Genomic DNA, 16,300 nt, shown 5'->3' with positions numbered 1-16,300 from the left:
CGTCAAGGCCAGGGATATGACCAGCGATGGAGCGACAAAGGCGAGCGTTCGCATTGATCTGTCCTCGTCAGGCCCGCCTCGGCATGCGCCGTGACGCGCATCGCCGACGGGGATCCTATGCCGAACATCGCCGCTCGAATTTGCGATCTCGCAAATCCCCTACGACTCGACCCCGGTCATCCTGGTCTCGAACGGTCGCCACAGCGAGGATTGATAAGCTCCAGGGTCGAGCCGGTCGCGACGCCGCTGGTGATCGCATTGAGGATTTGCGACTGGGGCGCCTCGGGGCCGGCGACGCCATGCTTTTCCTAGGATGATCCCTTGAACCGCGCAGTCGTGGACCGGCGCCGATGTTTGGACGACCCCCGAACCCGACGCGCTAATGACTCAGCAGTAGATAGCGTTCGGGGTCCGTCAGCAGGCTGCGGGTCACACCCCCCAACACACGTTCCATCATGCGACTATGTCCGTAGGCGCCCGCCACGATGAGGTCGGCGCCGAAGGCCGCGGCCGAGGCGTTGAGTTCAGCGGCGACCTTCCTGTCGTTGGGCGCCGTGCTCACCTTTGCGGTCGCCGCGACACCATGGCGGCGCAGCGCCTTGGCGACGTCATCGACCGCGACGCGGGTTGTTTCCACCTCGTCGGGAGTGCAGACGCCGTGCACGAGCACGCCCTGCGCGCGAACGAGAAACGGCATGGCATCGGCCACCGCCCGACGGGCCTCCCGGGTGTCCTTCCACGCCACAAGGATCTTTTCACCTGCAAGATGGCCATGCCCGGCGGGCCCCACCAAGACAGGACGGCCGCTGATCAGGACGATTTCGCCGACTTCGAGACGCGTGAAGACATCGCCACTCCGCGCCTCATCGGCGGTGGTCACGATCAGGTCGGCCGCGCGCGCAGCCCGAGCCATCGCCTGGCTCGGATCGGCGTGCTCGATGCGCCACTCGATATCGCCTCCGGCGGCGTCTCGCAGGAAGGCGGTTTCCGCGGCCTTGAGTTCGATCTCGACCTGGTTTTGAAGCTGCTGATAAACCTCGACGACCAGTTGCCCGCTGAAGGCGTCGGCGCTGATGACGGGCTTCAAGGCCTCTGCGCCCAGCCCGATCAGACGTGCGTGGAAACGGCGCGCAAGACCGGCGGCGAGCTCCACCCGATGCGAGGCGACAAGGCCCGGTTCAACATGCACCAGGAGACTTCGGTAGTCATGGCCGGCACGATCGCGGGTGATGATGCTCTCACTTCTTTCGACAGACATGGGCTTTGCCCTTAAGGGGGTTGCGGCCGGCGGTGGCTTGGCCGAGGACCTGAGAAGAGGCCTTCCACCGCAATCGACCTTGACGGCCGTCAACCCCATTTCAGTCTCAGGATGGAGGTCGGACGCCTTCTGGCGGCTGGCGAAGTTCCCGGAATTGATCCTGGTCAAGGCGGCGGGGTGAAGCGCGCCCCACGTTCCGCCGATCCGGAGGTCGAATGACTGCAATCACCTTCCATTCGATGGCGGACAGCGCCTACCTCTGGACCGCCATGCTCGCGGCCGCCGAGAAGGGCGTGACGTTCAGCCAGGTCGCGCTGGTGCTCGGCTCCGAAGAACACCTGCGGCTCCACCCGTTCGGCAAGATGCCGGTGCTCCAACACGGCGATCTGTTCCTGTACGAAACCCTGGCGATCACCCACTACATCGACCGCGCCTTCGAGGGCCCGCCGCTGCAGCCCGAAGACGCGATCGGCCAAGCCCAGGTCCTGCGCTGGGTGAGCATCGTCAACGCCTATGTCTTTCCGGTGATGAACCGCTTCGTGAAGGAGCGCCTGGTACGGCCAGCCTGGGGTTTCGACGCGGACCAGGCCTTTCTCGAGTCCGCTCGCGCGCCGCTCCAGATGCAGATCCGCCTGATTGGCGAGGCGGTCGGCGAGACGGGGTTTCTCGTCGGGCGGCGGCTCACCCTGGCCGACTGCTACCTGCTGCCCCACCTGCTGTTCTTCAGCCATACGCCCGAAGGCGCCGCGCTGCTTGGACAGGCGCCCGACGTTGCCGGCTGGCTGACCCGAATGACCAACCGTCCGACCTACCCCGGTAGCGCCATGAGCAAGGCCTATGAGGCGTTCCACCAATTGTCGGCGGGATCGCCACTCCTCTGGTCGCCGCCCCGAGGCTGACGCCCATTGCAGCCGCCTCGCCGGCCAAATCGTCGGCGCCGCGCCAGTTTCGGCAGGCAATCGGAGCCACGTAACGTTGCCGCGCTCCAGGTCCCGGTCCTTGATCGGCGTCAAGGCGGCCGTCCTCTCCCCGTCGCATCGTCCTCGGACGGCGCTACCGCAGATGCTCAGTGGGCGTCGGCTGGGAAATCTGACCCGATGCCTGGACCGCTTCGTAGCCTAAGCTGTCGCCCCTGCGCCGATCGTGCGCAATTCGATCCTGCCGGTGGATTTCAGCCGACACAGCCAGGGGAGATGCGGCTGCTGAAGGCGATCCATCTGGAGACCGGCGCTGTCCGCTTCAAGCCGATTCTGGCGCCTGTGTTGGGACCGCGGTGATCCTGCGCGATACGATATCGCAGGGATCGACGATCTCGCTGTTGGTCAAACTGGCGCCCTCGACTCCGTCGCCCTGGGCCGTGATCCCAGCTGTTGACGACGCCGTGCGTGACGACGAGCGCGGACCGCGCCGGAGCGCACGGCCTGCTGCGCCAGCGTCCACAGACAGGGTGAGGTTGGTCGATGCCTAACGGGACGGGCAGCGCGCATCTCATCCGTCCCAAGCTCGCGACCGTGCTGGGCGAGGGGTATGGTCTGGGGGCTCTTCGACAGGATGCGGCTGCGGGCCTCACCGTCGCGGTCGTGGCCCTCCCCCTCTCCATGGCGATCGCCGTCGCCTCGGGCGTTTCCCCTGCCCAAGGCCTCTACACGGCCATCGTGGGTGGCTTCATCGTCTCGGCGCTGGGCGGCAGCCGCCACCAGATCGGCGGACCGGCGGGCGCCTTCATCGTGCTCGTCGCGTCTACCGCCGCGGAGTTCGGGGTCAACGGTCTGCTCGTGGCCGTCATGCTCTCCGGCGCGATGCTTACCCTCCTCGGACTGCTTCGCCTGGGCTCCCTGATCCGGTTCGTGCCGCATGCCGTCACGGTCGGGTTCACCGGCGCCATCGCCGTCACGATCCTGGCCAGCCAGTTGAAGGACCTCGGGGGCCTGACCTTGAAGGGCGCCGAACCAGGACCTCTCCTCGCCAAGCTCGCCGCGCTGGCCTACGCGGCCGAGAGCGTCAACCTCTCCGCCTTGGGCCTTGGCGGCGGCGTCGTTGCGATCATCCTGATCCTGCGCCGCTGGCGTCCGAAATGGCCGGGCATGCTAATCGCGGTCGTCGCCGCCTCGACGGCCTCGGCCGCCCTGGGACTGGCCGTGGACACGGTGGGAAGCCGCTTTGGCGGCATTCCAAGCGGTTTCCCAATCCCCGTGATTCCAAGGCTCGACTGGCCGCTGCTGGCGGCTGTATTTCCCGTCGCCCTCTCGTTCACCCTGCTCGGTGCGGTGGAGAGTCTGCTGTCGGCGAAGGTCGCTGACAGCATGACCGGCCGCCACCACCGCTCCAATATGGAGCTTGTGGCCCAGGGGATCGCAAACCTCGTCTCGCCACTGTTCGGCGGAATAAACGTGACAGGCACGATCGCCCGCACGGCGACCAACATTCGGGCCGGGGGGCGCAGCCCTATCTCAGGGATCCTCCACGCCCTCTTTCTGTTGCTGTTCATGGTGGTCGCCGCGCCGCTGGCGGGGTTCGTGCCGTTGACCGCTCTGGCGGGGGTGCTGGTGGTGGTGGCCTGGAACATGGCGGAGAAGGCCGAGTTCCTCAGGCTGCTGCGGGCATGGCGCACGGCGGCCGTCTTGCTGACCACCTTCGGCGTGACCCTTGTCCACGACCTCACCGCCGGCATCGTCGCCGGGTGCGGCCTGGCCGCTGCGTTCGCCGTTCTGGGCCGATCCGTGGCCGCGGAGGGCGATGCCGATCCCCAGCCGGGCTCGCGCGAGCCTCCGCCGCAACCGCTGAAAATCGCCACCCTCCCCACGCCTGGCCCGCGGGATGCGCCTACCGATCTGTAGGTCGAGGCGCGTCGCAGGGATGACGCTCGGCAAGGGCGGCGGCGACAACGGTGGCGGCGGCCGCGCCCCGCGCGAGGGGATAACGCTCGAGGAATTCCAAGGTCGTGTCGCGCAGCTCTTCGGCGATGAGGGCCTGCGGCGGACAGAAGCTTCTGAACTGCGGCGGCTTATCGGCCTCGACGGCCAGGATCTGGTCGGCCGAGCCGATCACATAGCCCAGGCAAACCGCGGCGCGCAGTTCAGCGAAGTGGTCGGCAGAATCCGGCCGGCACCGGTCGTAGAGTTGCTGACCGTCGACATACCCCCGCAGGTCGACCGTGGGCGCGGCGGAGACGACTCCGGTGGCGAGCAGAATGAGCCAGATCATCCGTTCACCCGCTGGCTCGGCCGCACGCCGCCGGCCAACAGGCATGCCCAGATATCCTCGGCGGTTTCGGCGAAGTGAAACAGGCCAAGGTCACGCGGACCGATCATGCCGTGCGCGACCAAAACGTCGAAGTTGATCACGGAGCTCCAGTAGGCTTGGTCGACCAGGACCACCGGGATCGGGGGACTCTTTTCTGTCTGGCGCAAGGTCAGAATCTCGAACAGCTCATCCAGCGTCCCAAACCCGCCCGGGAACACCACCAGGGCGTTGGCCCGCATGGCCAGGTGCATCTTCCGCATGGCGAAATAGTGGAAGCGGAAGGTCAGGTCCGGGGTGGTGTAGGGGTTGGGACCCTGTTCATGGGGCAAGGTGATATTGAACCCAATGGAAGGCGCCCCGGCGTCGCGCGCGCCGCGATTGGCCGCTTCCATGACCCCGGGCCCGCCGCCTGTGGCGATGACATTGTCGCGCTGTCCCTGTTCGGGCCGCAGCGCCCCGCCCTCCTCCGACGCCAGCCGTCCGAACCGCCGCGCCTCCCGATACCAGCGACTCTGGTCGGGTGACCCCGCCTCACAAATCCGCGCGCTCCCGAAGACGACGATGGTTGAGCGCACACCCCAGGCGCGGAGGGCCTCGTCAGCCTTGGAGAATTCCAAGAGGAACCGAACGCCGCGCATGGAAGGCCCGAGCAGAAACGACTGGTCAAGAGCGGCAAGCTCGTACGACGGCGACGTGGTTTGCGCCTCATTCGCGGGGAGATCAGGTGTCGTAGCGGTCATGGGGCGGCCGCTAGTGAGAGACCAGGAGCGCCGTCGGCGGATCATCCATCAAGTCCCGGCTCACGCCGCCCAGGATCCGCTCTGCCAGCCGGGTGCGTCCATAAAGTCCCATCACCATCAGGTCGTCGTTCCAGTCGTTGATCTGGCCACGCAGCGTATCGGCGACAGAAGCCTCCTGCGTGGTCTCCACAAAGATCTCCACCTTGCATCCACGCCGTTCGAAGCGTTGGCGGATCGCGGAGACCTCGGCCCGATCGACCTGCGGCGCCACCACGGCCACGGCGACCCGATCGGCGGCTGTCAGGAACGGCCAGGCGTCGCGTAGGGCGCGCGCGGCCTCGCGGCCGCCGTTCCAAGCCACGAGGATCCGGCGGCCGATGTCGACCGCCGCCTTTGGCAGCACCAGCATCGGTCCCCCGCAGGAGAGCGCCAGCTCCGTGGACGAGGTACGTGTGTCACCTCTCGACGGCTTTGGCCGCGGCGGGACGACGATCAGGTCGGCGCCGCGCGCCCTGTCGACGTAGCTGAGCGCCCCGGCCGGGTCGAGCCTGAGCCAGTCGCACGTGACGTCGGCGGCCTGGCTGGCCTCGGTCAGCCAGGTCCGCGCCTGTTGCGCCCGGCGCTCGACGGCCGCCTCGTGCGCCTGGAGCGCCGCGGTCAAATGGGCTGGCGGAATCCAAGCGGTTCCAGCCGCGGTGGACGGCAAGGCGAACCCAGGCTCGAAGAACACCCCGGTCAGATGGGCGCCGAAGCTCCTGGCCAGTCGCGCGACCTGGCCGCAGCGAACCTGGGCGGCCGGATCGGCGTCCACCTCAAACAAAATATCGCGATAGGTCATCGAACGCCTCTCTGCAGCGCAAGGATGGGATGGCTCGGATGACCTCGCCTTGATCCCCCTCAAGCCGAACGGCCCGGGCTCCGGCGGCCTGGTCTCGCGCATGGGGCCTGCCGCTCAATGGGCGATCCGCGCCGCTTGCAGGGATTCGCGCAGCACTTCCTGCGCCAGGCTCGACCTGTCGCGAGACGCCTCGACCTCAAGGCGGTCCGCGGTCGGGGGCGCGAGGTCGGCGCGCAGCGCCGCAAGCGCCCGAGCGGGCGCCAGCAGGACAAGTCGCTCAAATGCTCCCGCCTCGGCGGCGGCGTCGAGGGCGCGGGCGACGCGGATGAGGAAGCGCCGTTCCTCGATCCGGGTCATCGGCCTGTCGCCGAGGCCGGTGCGGACGCGCACCGCGGCCTTGCGATCATGCGCCGCCGGATGGTCCGGGGTGTCGGCGTCGATGGCGTGATGCGGCAGGGGATGCAAAGGCCCACCGTGTACGCGCTCTTCGAACACCTGCGCCCTGGCTCCGTCCACAGCGACGATCCAGGTCTTGCCCTCTTCCATCACGGCGCTCTCCATTCTGAAGTCCACGATGGGGAGCTTCCGGCCCGCGCGCCGTGACGACCATCAAAGCCGGACGCGGCGACTTCGGCTCCCATCGCCAGATCACCACCACCTTGGCGGTGTGGTCCCAGCCATCACCCGGGAGGCAGGCGACGATATGCTGGCGATGGTGCGCGGCGCCGCTCTGCGCGCGTTCTCGCGCGCCAGCGCCCAACCTCCGTATGATTACTTAGGGGGCGCCCCCAAATTTCGAGGGCGCCGCCGAGCGCCTAGCCTCTGATCAACAGGAGGCTCGACATGACCTTTATCCCATCCTTCGATCAGGCCCGCGCCACGCCTGTCGCCGAGACCGGCCCCGACGATCTGATGTCGCGGATCGGCGTGCAGATGACCTTCGCCAAGGATGAAGAGATCTATGGTCAGGGCGAGAACGCCGATCTGGTCTACCGCGTCGTCAGCGGCACGGTGCGCACCTCGCGGTTCATGCCCGACGGACGCCGGCCGATCGGGGATTTCTACTATGCCGGCGACCTATTCGGCCTGGAGACCGGCGATGAACATGCCATGGCCGCCGAAGCCCTCAGCGACTGCACGGTCCTGGTGGCCAACCGCCAGGCCCTGCGCGCGGCCGGCGGCGAGGAAGAGCTGAAGCGGCTGATGTGGGCAGCGACCGTGCGCGACCTGGAAAGCGCTCGCGAGCACCTGACGCTGCTCGTCCGCAAGAGCGCCTGCGAACGGGTCGCCAGCTTCTTGCTGGGTCTGGCGGCGCGCCGCCAAGGCGCTCATGTGGAGCTGGCCATGGGACGGCAGGACACGGCCGACTATCTGGGTCTGACGATCGAGACAGTCTCGCGGATGATCACCCAGCTCCAGGCCGCCAAGGTCGTGGAATTCAAGGGCAGCCGGCTTTTCCGCATCTGCGACGTCCAAGCCCTGCAGGAAATGGCCGCGGGCTGACCGCGATCGCGGCCGCCGTGGGAGCAGACCGACACGAAGAGCCCGTGCGCCGCGGGCCAACGAAGAGGGCCAAGGCATGGAAGATCGCACGCTGAAGGAACGCGTTGAGCGCGAACTGGAGTGGGACCCCGCCATCGACGCCAGCCGAGTCGGTGTGACCGTCACCGCCGTCGAAGACCACATCAGGATCGGGATGCGAGGCGTCCCGACACCCGGGCGGCATTCGTGATGTTTGCGAGCATTCTCGTCCACGCCGAGCCCGACGCCGAGGCTTCGCCGCGCCTGGCCTGCGCGGCGGCCGTCGCCGAACGGTTCGACGCCGTCCTGGTGGGGGTTGGAGCCGAGCTCCTGCAATCGACCGGCGTCGCCGACCCCTTCGGCATGCTCGCCATGCAGTGGCAGGAGGTGATGCGGCAACGGTTGGAAGATAACCTTATGGCCGCGGAGCAGGCCTTTCGCCGCCACGCCGGCAATCTTCGGACGGACTGGCGGTCATTCTACCAGGCCCCGACCGAAGCGTTGTGCCACACCGCAAGGGCCGCGGACCTCATCGTAGCCGGCGGCGCGCCGCTGTCGGGCGCCGACTACTGGCGCCAGGCCGATACCGCGGAGCTCGTCATCCGCGCGGGCCGGCCGGTGCTCGTCGCGCCACCGGCTCACCGAACGTTTCACGGCGATCGCATCCTCGTGGCCTGGAAGGACACGCGCGAGGCGCGGCGCGCCGTCGCCGACGCCATGCCGTTCCTTAAGCGCGCCGAGGCGATCGTGGTCATGGAGGTCTGCGACGAGGACCAAGCCCATGCCGCGGAGTCGCACACCGCCGAGGTGGTCGCCCATCTCAAGCGCCATGGCGTGGCGGCCAGCGCCAAGGTCATGGTGGAAGCGGACGACCGCGCCGGCGCGGAGATCAATATCCAGGCCCGCGCGATGGCGGCCGACCTGATCGTGGCCGGTTGCTATGGCCACAGCCGGATGCGCGAATGGGTGATGGGCGGCGTGAGCAACAGCCTGATCCGCGCACCCGAGCAGTTCGTGCTCCTGAGCCACTAGGCACGGCCTGGGCGCGCACGTGCGAGCGCCGAGACTGGCCTTGCCGTGGCGCAGCTTCCCGCCTACCGCTTTGACCATGCAGACCCGCGCCCGCCCCCGCGCAAAGTCGATCCGTTATGCGACCTGGGCGGGCGGCTACCCTCTCGCCGTTGCGACAGTCGCCGTCGCTCTGGGACTCCATTGGGCTCTGGAGCCGCTGCTGCATGGAAGGTTCCTCGTCCTGATCCTCTTGCCCGCCGTGATCGCGAGCGCGGCGTTCGGCGGCGGGCCCGCGGCGTTGGCCACCCTCCTCGGATTCGGCGGGGTGTTGGCGCTTCAGGTGCTGTCTCTCGCCCGCGACGCCGACAGTCTCATAGGTGCAGGACTCTTCGTGCTCATCGGGGCCGCGATCAGCTTTGGCGGCTGGCGGTACCACCGCGGCCGCCGTGAGAACGCCGAGGCCCTGGCCCATCTGGAAGACCGAGAGGCTCATCTGCGCTCGATCCTCGCCACGGTGCCGGACGCCATGGTGGTGATCGACGAGCATGGGATCATCCAGTCGTTCAGCGCGACAGCCGAGCGGCTGTTCGGTTGGACCCCGGACGAGGCGATCGGCCGCAACGTCTCCATGCTGATGCCGTCGCCCTACCGGGAGGGCCACGACGGCTATCTCCGGCGCTATCTCACGACCGGAGAGCGCCGGATCATCGGTATCGGCCGTGTGGTGGTGGGTGAGCGACGAGACGGATCGACCTTTCCTATGGAGCTCTCGGTGGGCGAAATGGCGACCACACCCCAATTTTTCACAGGATTTGTCCGCGACCTTAGCGAACGCCAAGCGACGGAGCGGCGGCTGCAGGACGTGCAGTCGGAACTCGTCCATGTCTCGCGCCTCACCGCCATGGGCGAGATGGCTTCGGCCCTGGCGCACGAACTCAACCAACCGCTGTCGGCCATCGCCAACTATGTGAAGGGATCTGTACGGTTGTTGGAGGCAGAAAACCCAGACCGGGCGACCATCCGCAACGCGCTCGCCAGCGCCGGCGACCAAGCCTTGCGCGCCGGACAGATCATCCGACGTCTTCGCGACTTCGTCACCAAGGGCGAGGCCGAACCTCGAATCGAAAATCTGCACAAGCTGCTCGAGGAGGCCGGCGCACTGGCCATGATCGGCGCCAAGGAGCGTGGCGTGCGGCTGCGCTACAACATCGATCCGCAGGCGTCCCTGGTCCTGGCCGACAAGGTGCAGATTCAGCAGGTGGTGCTGAATCTTATGCGCAACGCCATCGAAGCGATGGAAGGCGCGCCGCACCGCGACCTCCTCGTCTCCGCGCTCCCCGTTGAAGACGGCCTGGTCGAGATCGCGGTGACCGATACGGGATCTGGGATCAGTCCGGAGGTCGCCGAACAGCTCTTTCAGCCCTTCTTCACCACCAAGGCGCAAGGCATGGGCGTCGGGCTGTCGATTTCGCGTACGATCGTCGAGGCGCATGGCGGCCGAATCTGGGTCGAGACGGGTCAGAACGGGGGTTCGGTGTTCCGTTTCACGCTTCGCGCGGTGAGCGAGGGGGAGCTTGTCGACGGTGACTAAGGCCGTGGTGCATCTTATCGACGACGACGAGGCCGTTCGCGACTCGCTGGCATTCCTGCTGACGACCGCGGGATTGGCTTCAAGAACCTATGACTCCGCGGTCGCCTTCCTCGACGAACTCGCCAGCGCCTCGCCCGGCTGCGTGGTCACTGATATCCGAATGCCCGACATGAACGGCCTCGAGCTTGTTCGCCGCTTGAAGGATCGCGGCGCACCCCACCCGATCATCGTGATCACCGGACACGGGGACGTGCCGCTGGCGGTCGAGGCGATGAAGGCCGGCGTCGTCGACTTCCTGGAAAAGCCTTTCGACGACGAGGCTCTGCTGGGCTCGATCCGATCAGCGCTGGCGATCGGCGATCAGGCCGCACGCCTCGGCGAGGAGCGCCGCAAGTTCGAGACCATGCTGGCCTCGCTGTCCCCGCGCGAGAACGATGTCTTGAAAGGCGTGCTCGCCGGAAAGCAGAACAAGGTCATCGCCTTCGAACTGGGGATCAGCGCCCGCACGGTGGAGGTCTATCGGGCGAATGTCATGACCAAGACCGCCGCCGGCAGCCTTTCGGAACTCGTTCGCATGGCGTTGCTGGCCGGCGGACTTTGAGGCCTGTCAATGCGGCGGGGAGGTCATCAGCTAGGCTGAGCTTACAACCTCAGACGTCGCTCGGAAGCCATGCTCACACGCCCCAATCAGAAGCCGACGATCGTCCTGGTGGACGACGACGCGGCCTTGCGGGCGGCCTTGAAGTTCAATCTTGAGATCGAGGGATTCGAGGTCGAGACCTGCGAGAGTGGTGAGGATTTGCTCAGCGCCGCTCTGCCGACCGGCGCCGCCTGCGTGGTGCTCGACTACAATCTTCCCGGAGTCACCGGTCTGGAAGCCCTGATCCAGCTCCGTCGCCGGGATGCGACCCTGCCCGTGTTCATCATCACGAGCCACCCGCCCCCAAGCGTACGCGCGGCGATCAGCGCGGCCGGCGCCACCCTGATCGAAAAGCCCCTGCTGACCGATGGCCTCGTGAGCGCCATCCGAGAGGCGCTCGCCGTTTAGGCGCCGGCCAGACCGTGTCGTTCCATCGCCGCCAGCCAACGCTGGCGGGTACGGGGGCGAGCGCCTTCCACATTGCCGAAGATGTCGTGACGTATGGGCTTGAAGCCCGAAATCCACAGAACGCCCTTCTCAAGGCTCTTGAGGCCGTGGCTGCCAAAGACAACGCGGAAGATCACCGCCGGCATGCCCATGGTCACGACCACGCGCGCGGACTTGCCCTTCAGCAGGCCCGTGGGCGGCGTCCCCGGCGGGCTCAGCGCCACGCCATAGCGGAACACCTGTTCAAGAAGGCCCTTGAGAAGCGCCGGCGGCCCGCCCAGCCACAACGGATGGACGATGACCAGATGGTCGGCCCACCGCAGCGCGTCCTGGGTCTCACGGATCGAAGGATGCTCGACCGACGACATGAACTCGTCCTTCGTACGGATCAGCGGAAAGGACAGGTCGCCCACATCAATGCGCCGGATCTGGTGGCCCGCGCGGTTGGCGCCGCGGACGTAGGCGTTGGCGAGCGCGGCGCACAGCCGCTCGGGCCGGGGATCCGGATGGCCGTTCAGGACCAGGATCTTCTTGGCCATTACAAGGCCTTAGCGTGCCGGACTTCAGCCGGCGCGAAGTAACGATCGAACACCGAGCAAATCGATCGGACCACCAGCCGACCCGGCGGCGTCACCGTCACCCGCCCGCCGTCGACGACCACCAGGCCATCGCGCTGGTACGGACGGAGCCGGTCGAGCTCGCGGCTCAGCTCGCCGAGTTCACGGTCATGACGATCACAAACCTCGAAGAGGTCCACGTACAGCGAACACATCAGGCGCTCGATGATCTCAGCCCGGAGCTGGTCGTCTCGCGACGATGCGACACCGCGCGCGACCGGAAGCTTGCTCTTGGACACGGCCGCGCGCCAATCCAGCTCTGACGTGATGTTCTGGACGAACCCCTGCGGCAGCCGGCCGATCGCAGAAGCGCCCAGCCCGAGGAGCGTCCCGGCGGCGTCGGTGGTGTAGCCCTGGAAATTGCGATGCAGGCGCCCCGCGGCCTGCGCCTTGGCAAGCTCGTCATCAGGCAGGGCGAAATGATCGAGACCGATCCGGACATAGCCCTCGGCCACCAGGCGTTGCGCGGCGGTCTCGCTCTGGTCCAACCGCTCAGCGGCGTCGGGCAGGGCCGCTTCATGGATCAGTTGTTGATGCGCCTTCATCCAGGGCACGTGAGCGTAGCCGAACAGAGCCAGACGCTCCGGACGCAGGGGCAGCACCTGGTCTAGGGTCGCCAGGGTGTTTGCGACGGTCTGGTGAGGCAGCCCGTACATGAGATCGAGGTTGATCGAGGCGACGCCCGCCTCGCGCAGCCAGCCGACGCAGCGCTCGATCTCCTCCAGGCTTCCCTTGCGGTTCACCGCATCCTGGACGCGCGGCGCCAGATTCTGGACGCCGAGGCTGGCGCGATTCAGTCCATGCCGGGCCGCGGCTTGCACCCATTCGCGCGTGAGAAACGGCGGGTCGATCTCGGTGGCGAACTCAAGCGCCGCGCTCAGCTTGAACACCCGTTCCAGCCGAGCGAACAGCAGGTCCAGCTCGCCGATCGTCAGTAGATTAGGCGTGCCGCCGCCGAGGTGAATGGAGCTTGCCTGCAACTTGCCCGGCAAGGCTTTTCCCAGCAGGCGTACCTCGTCCAGCAGGTAGCCCACATAGTCGCCGATCGGTCCATGGCGGCGGACCGCGCGCGTATTGCAGCCGCAGTACCAGCAGAGCCGAGAACAAAACGGGATGTGGACATACAGCGACACCGGATCGTCCTGCCGCAGGTCAGCGAGCCACGATCGATAGACCGTCTCGTCGACGGCCGGGGTAAACTGCACGGCGGTCGGATAGCTCGTGTAGCGCGGGGCGCGCCCGTCGTACTTGGCCACTAGGTCGGCGAGGGCCAGCTTGGGCGGATGGACGGTCTGGATGGCGGTCACGAGCGGCTCCTGATGGACGCTCAAGTCTTGGCGACCGAGCGAGGTTTCGCCGTGACATCGGTCAATCAGGGGGTAACGGACGGTCCTCGGGATCGATCGTCAGGATGCGTTCCGCGTCGCCGATGGGGTCGTCGTACTGACCCGCGCCCAGCGTCCAGCGAAACGCCGCCAGGCCGATCAGCGCCAGGAAGACCGAAGCGGGGGCCAGGAAGATCAGGATGTTCACCGCCGGCCCCTCAAGGCGCCCATGCGAAGCGCGTTCAGGGTCACCGCCAGGGACGAACCGGACATGGCCAGGGCCGCGACGAACGGATTGACCAGGCCCAGCATGGCGGCCGGCGCGGCAATTAGATTGTAGGCGGCGGCGAAGGTGAAGTTCTCCATCGCGCGGCGCCGCGCCGTGCGCGCGGTGTCGATCGCCTCCACGACGGCTCCCAGTCGCTCGCCGGAAAACACCAGATCGGCCGCGCTCTGGCTGGCGTCCAGGGCCGAGCCGGGCGCCATGGCGGCATGAGCGTTCGCCAGGGCCGCGGTGTCGTTGAGGCCGTCGCCGACCATGAGAACTCGGCGCCCCTCGGCGGTGCGTTGCGCGACGATCTGCGCCTTTTCCAGCGGGGTCAGGCCAGCGCGATAGGCCCCCACGCCGACCGCCTCGGCCATCCGCCGAACGGGGTCGGGGGCGTCCCCCGACAGGATCTCGACGCTCACACCGCGCTTGGCGAGCGCCCGCACGGTTTCGACGGCGTCGGAGCGCAACTGATCGGCGAAGACGAAGCGGATCTCGGGCCGACCCTCGATGGCGAACCAGAGCTCTGTTTCGCTGGCGGACACACGCGAGACGCCGACGAAGGCCGCGCGACCCAGCCGGGCCCGACGACCGCCGATGACGCCCTCGACGCCCTGCCCCGCGGTCTCGACCACCTTGTCGGCGAGGATCGTGGGACCGGCTTCCCGGGCCAGCGCCCGAGCCAGCGGATGAGCCGACGCCCGCGCCAGGGGCGCGGCCAGGGCCACATCCGCGGCTATGGGGTCCAGAAGCCGAGGACGGCCCTCGGTCAGCACGCCGGTCTTGTCGAGGATCACGTGGTCGATCTCGGCTAGACGCTCGAGGGCGGCGCCGGACTTGACCAGCACGCCGCGTCGGAAGAGCCGCGCCGAAGCGCTCACCTGAACCGCTGGAACAGCCAGGCCCAGCGCGCAGGGGCAGGTGATGATGAGGACGGCCACCGCCCGCAGCAGCGCTTCGCGCGCATCCAGGCCAACGATCAGGGCCCCGGCGAAGGTCATGGCCGCGGCGGTGTGAACCACGGGCACATAGATGGCGGCCGCCTTGTCGGCGAGTTGCACATATCGTGAGCGCGACTGCGCGCCCACCTCCACCAGCCGGGCGATGTCGGCGATCGCGGAGTCCTCAGCCGAGGCCGTGGCGAGCAGGCGTAGGGTTCCGTTGAGATTGACCGCACCGGCGCGGCAAAGATCGCCGGGCCGCACCAGGACGGGAGCGGTCTCACCCGTGAGGAGGGCGTTATCCAGCGACGACTGTCCTTCGTGAATCCAAGCATCGACCGGAATGCGATCGCCCGGCCGGACCAACAAAAGGTCACCTGGCCGGACGTCGCTCAACGGCCGGCGATGCTCCTGGCCATCGGCGCCGATAACCGAGGCGAAGGACGCCTGGAGCGCCAGGATGTCGCTGGCCGCACTGCGGGCCCGAGCGCGCAGCCGGTGATCCAGCCAGCGGCCGATGAGCAGGAGGAAGAGCAGCGAAACCGCCGCGTCGAAGTAGGTGTCGGCGCCGCCCAGCACGGTCTCGACGAAGCTGATGGCCAGGGTCAGCAGGACGCCGATCGAGATCGGAACGTCCATGTTCGCACGACCGACCCTTAGCGAGCGCCACGCCGAGGTGAAGAACGGCATGCCGGCATAGACCGCACAGGGGGTGCCTACCGCCGCGCTCATCCACTGCATCATGGTTCGCATGGCGGGACCCAGTTCCTGGCCGAATAGGCCGGCCCAGATCGGCACCGAGAACATCATGGCGTTGCCGGCCCCGAAGGCGGCCACGCCGAGCGCCATGGCCAGCCGCCGCCCCTCCGCGTCATGCGCCTGCGCCGCCTTGGCCGGATCGAAAGGCGTGACGCGATAGCCGAGACCCTCGACGATCGCCAGCACCCGCGAGACGTCCGCGGCCTCGCCCCGGAACGCCACCGTCAACTTGCCCGTGGTCAGGTTCATGCGCGCCGAGATGACGTCGCCGAGCCCGCCCACCCCACGCTCGATCTTGGAGATGCAGGCAGCGCACCGCGCACCCCGCACCAGGAGGTCGAGGCGATGACCGCCGGTGTCGGACCGCAGGAAGGCCGAATAGTCCTGGTGGCGCGCGAGTTCAGAGGTCAGGGCCATGTGAGGCGACGCTCGGCTTCGAAGGGCGCGGCCGCCGAACCGGTGGCGGTGAACCGCAGGTCCCAGGCCCCCGACTCCGGCATGGCGGGCGCGGCGTAGCGGCCGGGTGAAACCTCCGCGAAATCGAGAGCGATGCGCCCTGCCTCTGTCGCCGGACGTTGCAGGTCGCCCGACAACTGAAGACCGGCGATCAGCCGACCAGTCTGGTCGACGATCTCGACCTCCACGCGCCCTTGGGCCGGCGCGGCCATGGCGCGCCAACCGAGGGCGGACTGCGCCCTGAGGCGCGCGACCGACCGGTTGTGGCGAAGACCGTCCTCATATGGGGTCGTCGAGACCTGGCCTGGGAAGGTGCGATAGGCGGCGACCACGAAGATCGTGTCGACCGCGATCACGATCCCGAAGAACGCGACGACGGCCGCCAGGACGTGCCAGCCGCCGATGCGGAAACCGGGCGCGGGGTTGGCGGGATTCATGGCGTGTTCGCGGCTCCCGACAGGAAGGTGGTTTGGGCGCGCGCCTCAGCCTTGGTGGTGCGAACGACGAAGCTCGCGGGGAGGTTGGGCGCGCTGAGGGCCTGAGGCGGAAGGGTGACGAACACCCGCAGCGCCCGGACCTCGTTGGCCGCCCCATCGAGCAATGGAAAGACCTGCTCAGCCCAGACTTCAAGGGCAAGGCAGCGCT

Annotated in this window: 19 protein-coding genes; 8 read left to right on the top strand and 11 right to left on the bottom strand. The window is 67.7% G+C overall.

Features of this window, described 5'->3' with window-relative positions; genetic code table 11:
- Window positions 1-379: 379 nt before the first annotated feature.
- Entirely contained in the window at window positions 380-1,483 is a 1,104-nt protein-coding gene (locus RMO04_RS04030) for a universal stress protein (protein ID WP_309643507.1), read from the bottom strand.
- On the opposite strand from RMO04_RS04030, the gene RMO04_RS04025 reads away from it, so the two are divergent.
- Window positions 1,474-2,157, top strand: coding sequence for a glutathione S-transferase family protein (locus RMO04_RS04025; RefSeq protein ID WP_309643506.1), 684 nt, complete (start codon window positions 1,474-1,476; stop codon window positions 2,155-2,157). The two genes, RMO04_RS04030 and RMO04_RS04025, sit on opposite strands and share 10 nt — an antisense overlap.
- Before the next feature lie 561 nt (window positions 2,158-2,718).
- Complete coding sequence (locus tag RMO04_RS04020; protein ID WP_309643505.1) at window positions 2,719-4,095, top strand: SulP family inorganic anion transporter; 1,377 nt, start codon at window positions 2,719-2,721, stop codon at window positions 4,093-4,095.
- Here the strand turns inward: RMO04_RS04020 and RMO04_RS04015 are convergent.
- The 4 genes from RMO04_RS04015 to RMO04_RS04000 all read right to left on the bottom strand — a co-directional run bounded on the left by RMO04_RS04015 (window position 4,082) and on the right by RMO04_RS04000 (window position 6,652).
- Window positions 4,082-4,462: a Rap1a/Tai family immunity protein gene (locus tag RMO04_RS04015; protein ID WP_309643504.1), complete on the bottom strand. Its 381-nt coding sequence runs from the start codon at window positions 4,460-4,462 to the stop codon at window positions 4,082-4,084. The two genes, RMO04_RS04020 and RMO04_RS04015, sit on opposite strands and share 14 nt — an antisense overlap.
- Window positions 4,459-5,241 (bottom strand): LOG family protein, encoded by a 783-nt coding sequence (locus tag RMO04_RS04010; protein WP_309643503.1) that lies wholly within the window; start codon window positions 5,239-5,241, stop codon window positions 4,459-4,461. Before RMO04_RS04010 ends, RMO04_RS04015 begins: the two co-directional genes overlap by 4 nt.
- 10 nt (window positions 5,242-5,251) lie before the next feature.
- A complete protein-coding gene (locus RMO04_RS04005; RefSeq protein ID WP_309643502.1) occupies window positions 5,252-6,079 on the bottom strand; it encodes a universal stress protein in 828 nt (275 codons plus the stop codon).
- Between the two features lie 114 nt (window positions 6,080-6,193).
- On the bottom strand, window positions 6,194-6,652 hold the full coding sequence (locus RMO04_RS04000) for a host attachment protein (protein WP_309643501.1): 459 nt from the start codon (window positions 6,650-6,652) through the stop codon (window positions 6,194-6,196).
- A 270-nt stretch (window positions 6,653-6,922) separates the two neighbouring features.
- Between RMO04_RS04000 and RMO04_RS03995 the strand changes: the two genes are divergently transcribed.
- The 6 genes from RMO04_RS03995 (at window position 6,923) to RMO04_RS03970 (ending at window position 11,250) form a co-directional block, all read left to right on the top strand.
- Window positions 6,923-7,582: a helix-turn-helix domain-containing protein gene (locus tag RMO04_RS03995; RefSeq protein WP_309643500.1), complete on the top strand. Its 660-nt coding sequence runs from the start codon at window positions 6,923-6,925 to the stop codon at window positions 7,580-7,582.
- 76 nt (window positions 7,583-7,658) lie between these two features.
- Complete coding sequence (locus RMO04_RS03990; protein WP_309643499.1) at window positions 7,659-7,811, top strand: hypothetical protein; 153 nt, start codon at window positions 7,659-7,661, stop codon at window positions 7,809-7,811.
- Window positions 7,811-8,632 (top strand): universal stress protein, encoded by an 822-nt coding sequence (locus RMO04_RS03985; protein WP_309643498.1) that lies wholly within the window; start codon window positions 7,811-7,813, stop codon window positions 8,630-8,632. Before RMO04_RS03990 ends, RMO04_RS03985 begins: the two co-directional genes overlap by 1 nt.
- 19 nt (window positions 8,633-8,651) lie before the next feature.
- Entirely contained in the window at window positions 8,652-10,202 is a 1,551-nt protein-coding gene (locus tag RMO04_RS03980) for a PAS domain S-box protein (RefSeq protein ID WP_309643497.1), read from the top strand.
- A complete protein-coding gene (fixJ, locus tag RMO04_RS03975; protein WP_309643508.1) occupies window positions 10,195-10,803 on the top strand; it encodes a response regulator FixJ in 609 nt (202 codons plus the stop codon). Before RMO04_RS03980 ends, fixJ begins: the two co-directional genes overlap by 8 nt.
- A gap of 69 nt (window positions 10,804-10,872) precedes the next feature.
- Window positions 10,873-11,250 carry a response regulator gene (locus tag RMO04_RS03970; protein ID WP_309643496.1) on the top strand — a complete coding sequence of 126 codons (378 nt, stop codon included), beginning with the start codon at window positions 10,873-10,875 and terminating at the stop codon, window positions 11,248-11,250.
- Here the strand turns inward: RMO04_RS03970 and RMO04_RS03965 are convergent.
- From RMO04_RS03965 to RMO04_RS03940, 6 genes are all read right to left on the bottom strand, one after another.
- Window positions 11,247-11,828 (bottom strand): NAD(P)H-dependent oxidoreductase, encoded by a 582-nt coding sequence (locus RMO04_RS03965; RefSeq protein WP_309643495.1) that lies wholly within the window; start codon window positions 11,826-11,828, stop codon window positions 11,247-11,249. The two genes, RMO04_RS03970 and RMO04_RS03965, sit on opposite strands and share 4 nt — an antisense overlap.
- Window positions 11,828-13,162 (bottom strand): oxygen-independent coproporphyrinogen III oxidase, encoded by a 1,335-nt coding sequence (gene hemN / locus RMO04_RS03960; RefSeq protein ID WP_309643494.1) that lies wholly within the window; start codon window positions 13,160-13,162, stop codon window positions 11,828-11,830. Before hemN ends, RMO04_RS03965 begins: the two co-directional genes overlap by 1 nt.
- 112 nt (window positions 13,163-13,274) lie before the next feature.
- A complete protein-coding gene (gene ccoS, locus RMO04_RS03955) occupies window positions 13,275-13,439 on the bottom strand; it encodes a cbb3-type cytochrome oxidase assembly protein CcoS (RefSeq protein WP_309643493.1) in 165 nt (54 codons plus the stop codon).
- Window positions 13,436-15,610 carry a heavy metal translocating P-type ATPase gene (locus tag RMO04_RS03950; protein WP_405041461.1) on the bottom strand — a complete coding sequence of 725 codons (2,175 nt, stop codon included), beginning with the start codon at window positions 15,608-15,610 and terminating at the stop codon, window positions 13,436-13,438. The genes ccoS and RMO04_RS03950 overlap by 4 nt, the downstream gene beginning before the upstream one ends.
- On the bottom strand, window positions 15,607-16,092 hold the full coding sequence (locus RMO04_RS03945) for a FixH family protein (protein WP_309643491.1): 486 nt from the start codon (window positions 16,090-16,092) through the stop codon (window positions 15,607-15,609). Before RMO04_RS03945 ends, RMO04_RS03950 begins: the two co-directional genes overlap by 4 nt.
- On the bottom strand, window positions 16,089-16,300 hold a 212-nt coding region (locus tag RMO04_RS03940; RefSeq protein ID WP_309643490.1), incomplete at its 5' end, for a hypothetical protein. The genes RMO04_RS03940 and RMO04_RS03945, both read right to left, overlap by 4 nt.

The sequence above is a fragment of the Phenylobacterium sp. genome (assembly GCF_031412415.1).
Classification (GTDB): domain Bacteria; phylum Pseudomonadota; class Alphaproteobacteria; order Caulobacterales; family Caulobacteraceae; genus Phenylobacterium.
Note: the sequence above shows the minus strand (reverse complement) of the source record. Positions and strands in the feature narration are given on the sequence as shown.